Below are 12,931 nucleotides of genomic sequence, written 5' to 3'. Positions count from 1 at the left end.
CACAGGAAACTCACTCAGTTTTCTTCCCGCAAAACATAACCCATCCCAATCACGGTGTGAATGAGCTTTTTGGGGAAATCTTTATCTACTTTTTTACGGAGGAAGTTAATGTATACTTCAATCGTATTGGTTCCGGTGTCAAAATGTAAATCCCAGACTTTTTCGGCGATATCTACGCGAGAGACGACTCGTCCGCGATTTCTGAGAAGGTATTCAAGTAAGCTAAATTCTTTCGCAGTCAGGTCAATGCGACGGCCACCCCGGCGGGCTACTTTTTCTTCCAGGTCCAGCTCTAGATCGGCTACCTGTAAAATATGCTGACTCACCGGCCCCGACTGGCTTCGGCGGTATAAGGACCGTAGACGAGCCAGTAACTCCCGGAATTCAAAAGGCTTTACCAAGTAATCATCCGCTCCTGAATCCAGTCCGGTTACTTTATCCTCCAGCTCTCCTAAAGCCGTCAGCATCAATACGGGTGTATTAACTCCTTCAGCCCGGAGCTTTTTTACTAAATCAAAACCATTAATATGGGGAAGATTAACGTCCAGAATTATCACATCAAAAGACTCACTCAGAGCCATTTTCTGGCCAATCATTCCGTCATAGGCTACTTTTGCGTCAAATGCTTCCGCTTCCAGTCCACGCTTTACAAAGGCGGCTAGTTTAGGTTCATCCTCTACAATCAATACTTTCATAGGAGTTGTCGGTACATTTTCTTCCCGGAAAGTAGTAATATTTTGATAGAGCATCATCTCTTTCGACTTTAATATTGAAAATCGGTTGGTTTTCCTGCAGGAATCGGTGCCTGATGAGCAGAAGCAATCTGCATCAGGCACCGACCTAACATTTTTATTTTCAGATCCTAAGCCAATCCGGCAGGATAGTGTTTCATCATTTTATGAATACCTCTGGCAATTTCCCGTTCCAGTCCACGAGGGCCATTTAACGCTCCCTGAGCTACGCCTCTCCAGACCAGATGGTGCGTATGGGTATCCATCATATCTATTACCAGCGTTCCTTCGGTATAGTGATAGTTCTGGTAGCTGGGACCATAGCCATACATGAAAGGACTATACAAAAATCCACGGCCCCAGCCAAAACCGTAATAAGGGTAGCCATAACCGCCATTCATTACCCGTTGCGTTTTATTTTCGGTGTAGGTATGAACGGTGATTTGTAAATCGGGCTCATCACTTTGGGAAATGCCCCGAGCGTTTAATTCGTCGGCCAGATTATTCTGGATATTCTGAAGAATCAGATCGCTGTGGTAGACCGGATTTGCTCCCGTACGTACGTCAGCGGGGGCCCAATTAAAGGTGTGATACTGGCTAAAATTGGCCTGATTATCTTTATCAATAGTTACCTGAGCGGAGCTATGGAGCGTTACCAGACCCAGGAATAGCGTTGTCAGAAGCAGGATTTTTTTCATGGCAATCCGTCGTTTAAGTTAATCTCAAAACCCCTTTCGTTTCATCGGGTATCTTCCGATTCTTTACGCTTCGTTTGAGTATCATAAACGTAGAAACGCGACCTGAAATCCGTATAAAATCAAGATTATAGCAGGATTAAAAATCATTGCGACGACCGAGAATATACTTCTCTACTTTCTGTACGGCTAAGTGGTAATTAGCTTTAAGAGCTCCTACCGACGTTCCGGTTTGCGTAGCAATTTCTTCGTAGGGTAACTCCTTGAAATAGCGTAAGCGAAAGACCTGACGCTGTTTTTCGGGTAAATGCTCAATGGCCTGCGTAAGCCAGATGGTTACTTCTTCACCGTTCCAGGTCGTATCTACATCCGCGAAAACGGGACGATTTTCCAGAACTTCCGTATCCATCTGCGTACCTACGTGGTGCTTTTGTTTACGAAGAAAATTCAGGGCTTCGTGGGTCGCAATCCGATACATCCAGCTAAACAGTTGAGAGTCCCCTCTGAAATTAGGGAGCCCCTGCCAAATCTTTAACAAAGCATCCTGAGTCACATCCCGGGCATCTTCGGGATCGCGTACGTAGCGGCGAATGTGATAGTTCAGTTTACGTTCGTATACTTTGACAATGGCATTAAAAGTGCCAAAGCGATTCTCAGGTTGGAAAGTGACCGTTTGCATGGCTTTACAGAGTTAAGACTGTGGCGATTTCTGACCCAAAAGTCCCGCAACTGAGTTAAGGTGAATTTAAAGCCACATTAAAACGCTATTAAAGTCCAGATGGAACAGCTTTAGTGTGGGGAGATAGGTGTAATAGAAGGGTTCCATGAGAGTCCTTTCTATTTTTTAGTAACCAATTAATATCCAACCTTATGAAAGCAGCTGTGTTAGAATCCTATGGCTCTGCGGAGCAGTTTATTATCAGAGAAGCATCCACCCCAGACATCAAAGAAGGGCAAATTCTAATTCGGAACGAGGCTTCTTCTGTTAATCCGGTTGATACCATTATTCGTTCAGGAGCAATGAAACTAGCCTCTGGGCTCTTCGGAGATCAGATCATTGGCAGTGATTTCAGCGGTACCGTTATTGCTACCAAGTCTGATAAGTTTAATATTGGTGATGAAGTTTTTGGACATGTTAGTCCGGTAAAAGGCGGAGCTTACGCCGAATATCTCGCTGTCGATGAAGACATCGCAGCGATCAAACCCAAGAACATTAGCTTCGAAGAAGCCGGAAGTCTTTCGCTGGTAGCGACCACTGCCTGGCAGGGTCTGGTGGACCATGGCCAAATCGAAGCAGGGGACGAAGTGCTGATTAATGGCTGTACGGGCGGCGTAGGGAGCATTGCCGTTCAGGTCGCCAAAAGTTGGGGAGCCATTGTCACTGGTATGTGTAGCACTGAGCACGTGCAAACGGCCCGTGACCTGGGTTGCGACGAAGTCATTGACTACAAAACCCAATCCATTCCCGCCACCAAACGCTATGATCTGATTTTTGATGCTTCGGGTAAGTTTTCTTTCGACGACATCAAGGATCATTTGACGGAAGATGCATATTACGTAACTACTCGCCCGGAAATTAAGGATGTGAGTACGGCAATTGATGTCATCTTTCGTAAACAGGTAAGGCCTTTTATGGCGAAACCCAACGGCAACGATCTGGAAAAGATTAAAATGCTGGTGGAGGAAGGACACTTGAAGCCATACGTCGCCGAAGCTTTTCCGCTGGAAAATATTACGCAGGCTCACCAGAAACTGGAAGAAGGGCACTTTGTGGGAAAAGTAGCGGTGACTATTTAAAGGTGGATTTGACCGCTCAACTTCCACGATAGTTAAGCTGCTATCATACTCGAATGCTGTTTCGGATTGATAGTCCGCCTTCTCAAAATGAAACGGCCCTGAGTCTTTCGATTCAGGGCCGTTTTTAGTAAAAAAGTCAGAAGTAACTACTTCGCATATTTACTGGAAAACGTACGATAGAGTTTCTTCTGCTTGTCATCAAGGTTTAAGGATTTACCCTGAATATAAGCCTGTTCAACCTTAGCCGTCCGCATGTCCAGAATATCTCCGGCTGAAACGATTAACGTGGCGTGTTTCCCTTTTTCGAGTGAACCTACTACGTTATCGATCCCCAAAATCTTCGCATTATTCAGCGTAACCAGCTTCAAAGCCTCTTCCGCCGTCATGCCATGACCGCCCACGGTTCCAGCTAAAAAAGGCAGGTTACGCGTCCGCCAGTTCAGACCCACATACCCCAAACCTACCGTTAGCCCTTTTTGGGAAAGCAGGTAAGGCAGTTTATAAGGCAAATCCGTATCATCGTCCGTACGGTTGGGTAAACGGTGCGTGGTATTCACGATAATCGGAATATTGTTTTCTTTCAGGAAATCAGCCGCCATTAATGATTCTTCTCCACCAATGATGACTACTTTTTTCACGCCTTTAGCCTTCGCAAAACGTACTGCTTCAATGATTTCCTTGCCATAATCAGCCGCTACGTACAGGTTTTTCGTTCCGTCAAGCAGCCCTCGCATAGCTTCCAGCTTCATATTAACAGGCGAAGCCGCTGGCGTTTGAGCATAAGCAATGGCATCGCTAAACAGCTTATCCAATTCGCGGAACTGCTCCTCACGACGATCATTTTTACCGATACTGAATGACCCCGTTTCGAAGTTATATCCCCGGCGGAAGTAACCCGGCCAGTTCACGTGAACGCCGTCGTCTTTCTTCAGAGCGGCATCTTCCCAGTTCCAGCCGTCCAATTGCATAACGGATGACATGCCCGACACTACTCCACCAACGGGCGTAGCCTGTGTTAATAAAATCCCGTTACCCCGCACGGTTGGAATGACTTCTGAATCGGTATTATAAGCGATCAAAGCCCGCACGTTGGGGGTATAATCGCCTACTTCTTCCTGATCGTTCGTCGCCCGAACGGAGGCAATTTCTACGAGACCTAATTGATTGGAAGGAGAGATTAATCCCGGATACACGTGCTTTCCAGCGACCGAAATGCTTTGCGTTCCGGCGGGTAAGGTCGGCGTTCCGCTGCCTACGTAAGTAATTTTTCCTTTATCAAAAACGACAGTCCCGTTCTGAATGACCTCGCCCGTTCCTACGTGAATGGTGCCTCCCGTCAGGGCAATGGGAGCCGTTTGTGGTGAAGCAGCAGCCTCATTCTGAGCCTGAGCCGTCTTCAGCATCGTGCTGAGTGCCAGTAGGGTAAATACTATCTTTTTCATTAAAATATCTTTAGGATAGCGTTTGAAAAGGTTTGAGATATTGGGCTTGAAAAGTTTGAATAAGTTTGAGAAGTTTGATCAAACATTCTTTACTTATTCAATCTGTATCCTATCAAACTTTCAAACATCTCAAACTATATCTAACTCTGTCAAACTTCATCAAACCAATTAAAACCCGCAAGAACCGTCGCAGTTGAACTGACCGAAGAAACGCATGTGGCCTTCTTCTTCCGACAAACCACCCAGGGTATTGCAGTGGAAGTGACGGGGACGTTGCATGGCTGGACGTTGCGTTGCCGCACCGGAAGCTTTTGCCGTCAGTAACTTCTGGATTAAACGGTTCCGTTCGGTATCAATTTCCTTACGTAATACTTTGTCTTTTTCCAGATCGAAGTAAATCGCTCCTTCAATGATGGTTTTTTCGGGCTTGGCGTATACGGATAAAGGATTGTTATTCCAAAGTACTACGTCGGCATCCTTACCTACTTTGATACTACCCAGACGGTTATCCAGGTGCATCATTTTCGCTGGATTTAGCGTTACCATTTTCCAGGCCTCTTCTTCCGAAACCCCACCATACAATACCGTCTTCGCCGCTTCCTGATTCAATCGACGAGCCATCTCTGCGTCATCGGAGTTAATAGCCGTATTTACCCCCACTTTCGATAACATCGCCGCGTTGTAAGGAATCGCGTCTTTTACTTCCATTTTATACGCCCACCAGTCAGAGAACGTCGAACCGTTGGCTCCGTGTTTTTTCATTTTGTCGGCCACTTTGTAGCCCTCCAGAATGTGCGTGAAGGTGTTAATGGTAAAGCCCAGTGAATCGGCTACTTTCATTAACATGTTGATCTCCGACTGGACGTAAGAGTGACAGGTAATGAAGCGTTTTTTGTTGAGTATTTCCACCAGAGCATCCAACTCCAGATCACGGCGGGGAGCTACCATCGAAGCTTTCTTCGAAGAACCGTTATACTCTTTCCACTCTTTCTCGTAAGCTTTGGCACGAATGAAGGCATCCATCATCACCTGTTCCACACCCATCCGGGTTTGTGGGAAACGCACACGGGCCGCATCGCCCCAGTTCGCCTGCTTTACGTTTTCACCCAAGGCAAACTTGATAAACTGAGCTTCGGGAATGAGTAGATTGTCTGGCGTTTCGCCCCATTTGAGTTTAATAACCGCCGACTGACCACCGATACAGTTCGCGGAACCGTGTAATAACTGTGAGGAAGTAACCCCACCCGCCAACTGACGGTAAATGTTGACGTCTTCCGAGTTTACTACGTCACCCATCCGAACCTCGGAAGTAACCGACTGCGTGCCTTCGTTTACGGAGTACAGGCCAATATGTGAGTGCTCATCGAAGATTCCAGTAGTCAGGTGTTTACCCGTGCCATCAATCACTTTTGCCCCTGAAGGCGTGGAAAGGCTTTTTCCTACTTTCGCGATCTTACCGTTTTGCAGGAGCACGTCCGTGTTGGGAACGATACCGTCTTTTTCGTTCGTCCAAACCGTTGCGTTTTTAATGAGAATCGTCTCAGCTTTGGCTTTTTCTTCGCTTCCGTACCCGGCGAATGGGAAAATCAATTTACCCATTTCATAAGGAGCCGCTTTTCTACTAGAATCCGAACGAGCACGATCCGCCTGGGGAGCTGATTTGTAAGTAGCCAGGAAGGTCAACGGAGCTCCCGTCGCATCGAACCCATCCCCTTTGATGTTCTTACCATCGTAATAAGCAGAAATCCGGTTCTCTCCCTTTTCGGCTTTATTGAGTTTAAACGAAAGGGTTAATAAATCGCCCTGACGAGTTACTTTCGGGGTAATTTTGGTGGTATCTACCTGAATTTGATACGTAGGTTTATCCGCCTTCCCGGTAATGTTCAGTTTCAGATTAGAGCGAGAACCTAAGGCCAGATCGTAGGAGCCACGGAAATCGCTTGCATTCATATCGGTCACGATGTAGCGTGTCCCTTTCACCCAGTTTTCGTACAGGGTGTTCGATTCACTGAATACACTTTCAGAAGAAATCAGGAAGTTGGCCAGCATTCCGGGTTTCAGACTTCCTACCATATCTTCAATTTTCATCAACTGAGCCGGAACTGTCGTCAGAGCTGCCAAAGCCGCTTTTTCATCCAGACCCGCCGCAATGGCTTTCCGAACGTTAGCCATAAAATCCGCTTTACTGCGAAGACCACTAGTGGTAAAGCTAAAGGGAATGGATTGCTTCGCCAGTAACCCAGCATTGGCCGGAGCCATTTCCCAATGCTTCATGTCTGAAAGCGAAACTACGCTTGCATCGAAAGGATCTTCCACATCCAGAGCCGTAGGGTAAGTCACGGGCAGGATGAAGGACAAACCCGTAGCCTTAATTTCGGGTAAACGCTGGTATTCATCGCCGCTGCCTTTGATGATATAGGTTACGCCGAATTCCTTGCCAATTTTAGCCGTGCGTAAGACCCCGAGTTTATCTGTTACTTCAAAAACCTGGGGTAAAGATTGATTCTGATTGAAGGCTTCCAGCGAAAGGTTTGTTTCCGTGCGACCCTTCAAGCCTTTATACCACTGAGCATCGTAATACGTCTGACGAACCAGAGCTACTGAGCCCATAAGTGAGTTGGGATAATCCTGCGTAGAACTGCCTTTGGAATACGAGTAATGAGCAGAAACATTCGATTTTAAAAGGGCTTCCTGATCTTTAGCATCCAAAAGAGCAACCAGAGCCGATGTTCCACGAACGATACCATCCTGCGAGTGGGTTACTGCCGAGCCAAAGCCGATATTCCGTAACTCTGCTGCTTCTTTAGCATTACCACTGAACATTTCAGCGGCTTTCACTTCGGGTAACACGGCCTGATTCCAGCCGTAAGCCCCTTTTTTCTTGGATTCCATCTGCGGCGTTCCGCGACCCATGCGAGCCTCCCGCTTTACTTCGGGCATACCATAAGCCGCATACACTTCGACGAACGAAGGATAAATTCGCTTGCCCTTCAGGTCAATTACCTGCGTACCCGTGGGAATTTTTACGTTTTTGCCAACCGCTTCAATCAAGCCGCCCTGAATCAACAGCGTAGCTCCTTCAAGTGTGGTTTGGGCATCGGTAACAATGGTGGCATTGGTGAACGCTACCCGACCGGGCCGCTCATCCTGAACACCGTTCGTAGGGAACGTCGGCGTTTGGGCCATGGCCTGCATTCCTGCCAGAATGAGGCATAGCCAGAAGAGTAATCGTTTCTTCATAAATAGATGAAGTATCAATGTGGAAATTAGAGAAGTAAAAACCAAAGATAACCTTCATAAGATAATTCAGAAGAAACCTCATCCATCCCAACGACGAGTAAAAGAAAAGTTGCGACGATGTGTAATAGTCATTCCTTTTGTACTGTTTTCTCTGCGAAAAACAAAATTATTCTGTGTTCAGGATAACAGAATCAGGATATTGAATAAATGTAGAGACGTCCATTGATAGCGTCTCAGTCGGAAGATAGAAATAATTGAAAGGTAATAAAAACCGCCTCTACCCAGACGCGATAAATCGACGTCTCTACCTTGAAGAAATTTATCGAGGAGTAACTTTTACGCCGTGGTTGGTGTCTCACCAACCGCTGTTTGCGGCATAAGGGCCTATTTTCTACCTCCAGCTGTCATTCAGAGCAAAGCGAAGAACCTTACCTGAAGCTGGATTTCACTCGTTGACAGTCAGGTTAAGGACATTCGAAAACGTAGAGACATCCATTTATGGCGTCTCCGCCGGGTAATGGAAATGATAGCAAGGTACCTGAAAACCGCCTCTACCCAGACGCGATAAATCGACGTTTCTACGAAAGAAGAAACCTATTGACCCGTAGGCATTTCCCGGATGTATTCCTGGCAGGTCAGGAACGTTGCTTTCTGTTTTTGAAGCGATACGATTAGCTTTTCAAGTCTTTGCAGTAACCTTTCCCCATCCACTTTTTTGACGTAAGAAGGCACGTTATACGAATGAATATCAGCAAATTCCCAGGGATGAAAATACAGCATTAAAACCTGCCGTTTGTTCAGCGTTTGAGCCGCCCAATAGCGAAATAAAGCCGCAGGCAGATTCTTGAACGATAACCAGAATAAGGGTAAACGAAGCAAAGGCGTTGTTGAACTAGGTAACTCCATCAGACCGTTGCGAAGATGAGGCTGCGGATTTTCGTGCAACAAGTTATAACGTCCGGGCAGGTAAGCCGGATTAATGGAGGCATCATAGGTAATGCCATAATCCAGTAACTTTTCCATCGCAAAAGGCTTCAGTCGGGGCATTCGAAACCCCTTTACCTCCTGCCCGGTTAAGGCTTCCAGTATTTGCTTGGACTCCCGTACATCTTCCATCTGGAATTCATGCCTGGGCGAGTGATACAGTGCGTGCGAAGCAATTTCATGCCGTTCGGCTACGGCCCTGATTAAATCAGGATTCATACGGGCGTAATGGCCCGTCGTGAAAAAGGTAGCCCGAACCTTATATTGATCCAGCAGGGTTAATAAAGCCTCCGTGCCCCGCCGCGTGACCTCCATTTGCTCACGCTCAGGTACGAGCTGCCCGTACTCCTCGGGAATATCGAATTCTTCCAGATCAAAAGTCAGCGTAACCGCCTGCATACGTCTCGGGTTGGATTTCTATCATGGGTATTTCCACTGCCGTCGCAACGGGAGCTTTCCGGGTAAAGATACGAACCAGGTTAATGAGTTCCCGCCAAAGCGTCTGCGAGCCAAAGTCACTAAATACCAAACCGGGTTCAGGACTTACCGCCACCGAACGAATCTCTACTTTTCTCTGCATGAGTTTTCGAATCAACTCAATTTCAAACACAAATGAATTGGTTTGCGTGGCCAGCATTTCATTCAACACCTCCCGACGCAGAGCCTTGATACCCGCCTGCGTATCTTTGATTCGGGGGGAAAGCAGAAATACATTCAGCATTTTCAGACACTGGGATATTACCTTCCGCTTGAAAGGTAACTGCCGGAAATACTGTTTACTGCGAGCCCCATACACAAACTGGCATCTCGGGTTGACTTGTAGTAACTCCACCATCTCTACCACCGGTTCGATGCCGAAGGGAAAATCAATGTCGGTATAAATAATAATTTCACCGTGCGAAGAAGCCGCCCCTTTACGAATGGACGCTCCTTTGCCCTGGTTTTCCTGATTGTTTAAGAAAAGGATACCGGTCTCCCGGCTCAAGCGTTCGACTTCTTCCATTTGCAAACGGGTAGAACCGTCGTTTGAAATGATGCATTCAAGTTCGTATGCGGGCCAAATGGCCTTGAGTTCCTGCATACGTTTCAGAATCAAATTACTCCAGCCTTCCGAGGGGTTATAGCACGGAATAACTAGGCTGATTCTCAGGGGTTCGGTACTTACGTTGTTGAAGCCCACGACTAATCAATTCAAATTGTAAAACAAACCAAATCAGCGTACAGGGAATGACTTTCATGAGGTAGGGATAGAAAAACTCCCTACGCCAGAGGGGGGGACAAAGGTCCGTGGCAGGAAAAATGGCCAGCAAAACGACCAGCACCGCACAGGTATACGCCCAGCGGGGCCGCTTTTCTTTTTCGAGTAAAATATAGAGAGCCGCCCCTTGAATAGCGATGATGTACGTTTGAGCTTCAGCGGCATGATTAAAGAGAATGACCCATAAGCATAAGTAAGCCAGTAAACTCAAACGGGTAGCCAGATCCAAGGGCCGGTAAAGCGATTTCAGGAAGTAGAGGCCCCAGGTTAAGGCCAGTAGTAACAAACCTACCACCTGCACCTTTCCCACGGCTTCAAAAGTCGGCTGTACCAGTTTGATGAGGCCCATGATGGAAAAGCCGTAATTGACTTTGTAGTCGGCCTGTAAGCAGGCCATCCATTGCTGATATACTTCTACAAAACGACTCCAGCCCAGCAGAGGTAAGGGCAGAAAAGTCAGGATCAGTAACCAGCCCAGCGAACTGAAGATATACCGCCAGGGACGCGGATAAAACAAGAACATTCCGGCGAAAATCAGCCCGTACCCCTTGATGCAGAAGGCCAACAGTGGAAATAAAGCAGCCCAGCCCATTTTCCCCTTTTCAAGAAAAGCGAAGGTTAACAAACCCAGAGCTATAATAAGTGGATTGGTTTGCTGATAATGCAACGCAAATACTACTTCCAGAAAAACAAACCACCAGCAAAATAGCTTTTGCGAGTACGTCACTGGCAACTGCCGGATGGCGTAAAAGAGTACCAGAGCACTCGCAGCCGTCCAGAGTGGCATGCCTAACCAAATGGGGAGGTAGGAAAAAGGACTAAAGAAAAGGCAAAAGCTGGGATGATAGAGGAAAATATCAAAGTACTCAGCCGGGTACTCTACGTACGGATTAGTACCCGCCAGCAGGTGTACAAACGACTGCCGGAAGATGAGGTAATTGTTGTAATATTTGGGGCCCATGAAATAATGCTGGATGCCCACGATCAGACCCATTAGCAGAAAACTAACGAGCACTGTCCCTTCTTTCGAAAAGAAGGCCTTACTTTTTTCATGCAATGGGGTGAGTAACTATGAAAGCAAAAGTATAGACTTTTTAAGTGAAGTATTACATACTTAATAATTAATAAGAATTAAATTATTTTAATATTCAATCCAACTTATCTGGTTTTTCAGGTTTTCTTTCTTTTATAGCAGTGGTCGCTTAGAATGTTGCTTTGGTAGAAGTAATAAATAGGTTCATCTTACTAATAAGCATATCTCAGTATCTGTTAATCAATGAATTGAATGTATCTAAAGTCATCCTCTCTTGTACTATTTATAGGTTTAGGTCTGGTAATTTCAGGCTGTAGCCGAATTCACTCATCAGTCAGAACTAGTTATTGTCAACCTGCTTTTCATGTCGAAGATCCCTATATTCCATTAACCAATACGGACTCGCTACTCAAGCATATGACGGGTTTAAGTCCTTACTTCTCCAGTCATGATCTTCTGATGGCAAACGCCACCGGAACCTTGACTTTTCTGGAAAAGCTGATTCAGAATCAGGCAGATTCTTCGCTGGCAGGCAAGGTGAATCGGCTTCACCTGAAGAATGAACTACAGAACCGACTTCTGTTAGTAAGTACGGAACTTAATTCCTTTTCAGCCGAGCTGGACTGCGAGGGCGAACGAGCCGATCAACTGGCCTCGTATCTGGACGAACGGGCGGATCACCGAAACGATTTACTCACGGTAGCCTCCATCACCGTGGGTGCTTTAACCACCATTTTAACCGTAGCTATTCCCTCCGACGCAACCCAGAAAACGGTAGGTCTGGTGGGTGGTCTGATGAGCGGGGGCTTAGGGGGAAGTAGTTTGATTAAAGGTCGGAAAGTACAGTTCGATCATCCCAGAAATGTACTAAGGGACATTTGGTTAATGCCTGAGAAATCTGAAATCTACACGCCTTTCATCTGGTACATGCTCAATGAAAAAAGCTTCAGCAATGAGCATAAACAGGGAATTATCCGCTCCATCCACGACCGCTGGTTAACCCTGGCATTTGATGGTGACAAGGGAGGGAAAAAACAGCAATTATTGTTTGGTAAAGGCGGCACATACAAAGCCGAAGATTTGCACACCCGGGCTGATTTGCTGAATCAGTTACAATCCAGCATTCGTTCGCTTAATCAGGATTTGCAGAGTTTTGTAATGGCGGTAAACCGTTTGCCCTAAGGAGTGATGCCTTACATTTCGACGTCGCAAATAGTAGAAAAATGCATGGATAATGCTTCAGCGTCGCATACGCGGGCTAACAGTGCGTTCATGCACCGCTACTAGCAAAAAGTGGGCCGACCACACTGGCAGCGGATGCCTGGAAATTAGTATTTTCTCAATCCAACCTTCTCCCTTGTTCAAGGGTCTTACTAGTAAAAACCCACTTTATTATGCGTTATCTTTTACTTATTCTTTTACTCGGCCTAGGTCTGAGCTGTAACAAAAAAGACGTAATACCCAACACCTGTGGCGTTAAACGTCCGCTCAAAGATTTGTCCTGGTTAAAGGCTAAGACGCAGACAGTTGAGTCAATTTCTCAGGCTCGTTATCAGGATCAGACGGTTTATGTAACCGTAACTTCCAGCCGTGGCATTGCTGGTCCATTTGTAACGATCTATAGCTGCGATGGTACCAAGCTGTGTGATTTCATGTTAGTACGCATTTATAATCAGCCTGGTCTATGCGAAATATATTCGCAATTAACAGATGAGAAAGTAATTTTTGAACAAAATCTTTACAACTGGTAG

General features: G+C 46.3%; 11 protein-coding genes. 3 read left to right on the top strand and 8 right to left on the bottom strand.

The window, feature by feature from the left end; genetic code table 11:
* Nucleotides 1–14: 14 nt before the first annotated feature.
* The 3 genes from BWI96_RS18310 to BWI96_RS18300 form a co-directional block, all read right to left on the bottom strand.
* Nucleotides 15–695, bottom strand: coding sequence for a response regulator transcription factor (locus BWI96_RS18310; RefSeq protein WP_106638018.1), 681 nt, complete (start codon nucleotides 693–695; stop codon nucleotides 15–17).
* A 167-nt stretch (nucleotides 696–862) separates the two neighbouring features.
* Entirely contained in the window at nucleotides 863–1,429 is a 567-nt protein-coding gene (locus BWI96_RS18305; protein WP_106637973.1) for a DUF4136 domain-containing protein, read from the bottom strand.
* 136 nt (nucleotides 1,430–1,565) lie between these two features.
* Nucleotides 1,566–2,105 (bottom strand): RNA polymerase sigma factor, encoded by a 540-nt coding sequence (locus BWI96_RS18300; RefSeq protein WP_106637972.1) that lies wholly within the window; start codon nucleotides 2,103–2,105, stop codon nucleotides 1,566–1,568.
* Nucleotides 2,106–2,296: 191 nt separating this feature from the next.
* On the opposite strand from BWI96_RS18300, the gene BWI96_RS18295 reads away from it, so the two are divergent.
* A complete protein-coding gene (locus BWI96_RS18295; protein ID WP_106637971.1) occupies nucleotides 2,297–3,223 on the top strand; it encodes an NAD(P)-dependent alcohol dehydrogenase in 927 nt (308 codons plus the stop codon).
* 146 nt (nucleotides 3,224–3,369) lie between these two features.
* Here BWI96_RS18295 and BWI96_RS18290 read toward each other — a convergent pair whose 3' ends face one another.
* From BWI96_RS18290 to BWI96_RS18270, 5 genes are all read right to left on the bottom strand, one after another.
* On the bottom strand, nucleotides 3,370–4,665 hold the full coding sequence (locus BWI96_RS18290; RefSeq protein WP_106637970.1) for an amidohydrolase family protein: 1,296 nt from the start codon (nucleotides 4,663–4,665) through the stop codon (nucleotides 3,370–3,372).
* 168 nt (nucleotides 4,666–4,833) lie between these two features.
* Nucleotides 4,834–7,905: an amidohydrolase family protein gene (locus BWI96_RS18285; protein WP_106637969.1), complete on the bottom strand. Its 3,072-nt coding sequence runs from the start codon at nucleotides 7,903–7,905 to the stop codon at nucleotides 4,834–4,836.
* A gap of 594 nt (nucleotides 7,906–8,499) precedes the next feature.
* A complete protein-coding gene (locus BWI96_RS18280) occupies nucleotides 8,500–9,288 on the bottom strand; it encodes a polysaccharide deacetylase family protein (RefSeq protein WP_106637968.1) in 789 nt (262 codons plus the stop codon).
* Nucleotides 9,263–9,970 carry a glycosyltransferase gene (locus BWI96_RS18275; protein ID WP_232793800.1) on the bottom strand — a complete coding sequence of 236 codons (708 nt, stop codon included), beginning with the start codon at nucleotides 9,968–9,970 and terminating at the stop codon, nucleotides 9,263–9,265. The genes BWI96_RS18280 and BWI96_RS18275 overlap by 26 nt, the downstream gene beginning before the upstream one ends.
* Nucleotides 9,971–10,007: 37 nt before the next feature.
* On the bottom strand, nucleotides 10,008–11,204 hold the full coding sequence (locus BWI96_RS18270; RefSeq protein ID WP_106637966.1) for a glycosyltransferase family 87 protein: 1,197 nt from the start codon (nucleotides 11,202–11,204) through the stop codon (nucleotides 10,008–10,010).
* 393 nt (nucleotides 11,205–11,597) lie between these two features.
* Here BWI96_RS18270 and BWI96_RS18265 point away from each other — a divergent pair, with 393 nt between their 5' ends.
* On the top strand, nucleotides 11,598–12,362 hold the full coding sequence (locus BWI96_RS18265) for a hypothetical protein (protein ID WP_106637965.1): 765 nt from the start codon (nucleotides 11,598–11,600) through the stop codon (nucleotides 12,360–12,362).
* A 212-nt stretch (nucleotides 12,363–12,574) separates the two neighbouring features.
* A complete protein-coding gene (locus BWI96_RS18260; protein WP_106637964.1) occupies nucleotides 12,575–12,931 on the top strand; it encodes a hypothetical protein in 357 nt (118 codons plus the stop codon).

It is taken from the genome of Siphonobacter sp. SORGH_AS_0500, assembly GCF_002838835.1.
Taxonomy (GTDB): domain Bacteria; phylum Bacteroidota; class Bacteroidia; order Cytophagales; family Spirosomataceae; genus Siphonobacter.
This window is presented reverse-complemented; position numbering and strand designations above follow the sequence as displayed.

What these genes read in the sequence shown, in the direction of transcription:
- BWI96_RS18310 (WP_106638018.1), bottom strand. Translation starts at nt 695, where the DNA reads ATGAAAGTATTGATTGTAGAGGATGAACCTAAACTAGCCGCCTTTGTA.
- BWI96_RS18305 (WP_106637973.1), bottom strand. Translation starts at nt 1,429, where the DNA reads ATGAAAAAAATCCTGCTTCTGACAACGCTATTCCTGGGTCTGGTAACG.
- BWI96_RS18300 (WP_106637972.1), bottom strand. Translation starts at nt 2,105, where the DNA reads ATGCAAACGGTCACTTTCCAACCTGAGAATCGCTTTGGCACTTTTAAT.
- BWI96_RS18295 (WP_106637971.1), top strand. Translation starts at nt 2,297, where the DNA reads ATGAAAGCAGCTGTGTTAGAATCCTATGGCTCTGCGGAGCAGTTTATT.
- BWI96_RS18290 (WP_106637970.1), bottom strand. Translation starts at nt 4,665, where the DNA reads ATGAAAAAGATAGTATTTACCCTACTGGCACTCAGCACGATGCTGAAG.
- BWI96_RS18285 (WP_106637969.1), bottom strand. Translation starts at nt 7,905, where the DNA reads ATGAAGAAACGATTACTCTTCTGGCTATGCCTCATTCTGGCAGGAATG.
- BWI96_RS18280 (WP_106637968.1), bottom strand. Translation starts at nt 9,288, where the DNA reads ATGCAGGCGGTTACGCTGACTTTTGATCTGGAAGAATTCGATATTCCC.
- BWI96_RS18275 (WP_232793800.1), bottom strand. Translation starts at nt 9,970, where the DNA reads ATGCAGGAACTCAAGGCCATTTGGCCCGCATACGAACTTGAATGCATC.
- BWI96_RS18265 (WP_106637965.1), top strand. Translation starts at nt 11,598, where the DNA reads ATGACGGGTTTAAGTCCTTACTTCTCCAGTCATGATCTTCTGATGGCA.
- BWI96_RS18260 (WP_106637964.1), top strand. Translation starts at nt 12,575, where the DNA reads ATGCGTTATCTTTTACTTATTCTTTTACTCGGCCTAGGTCTGAGCTGT.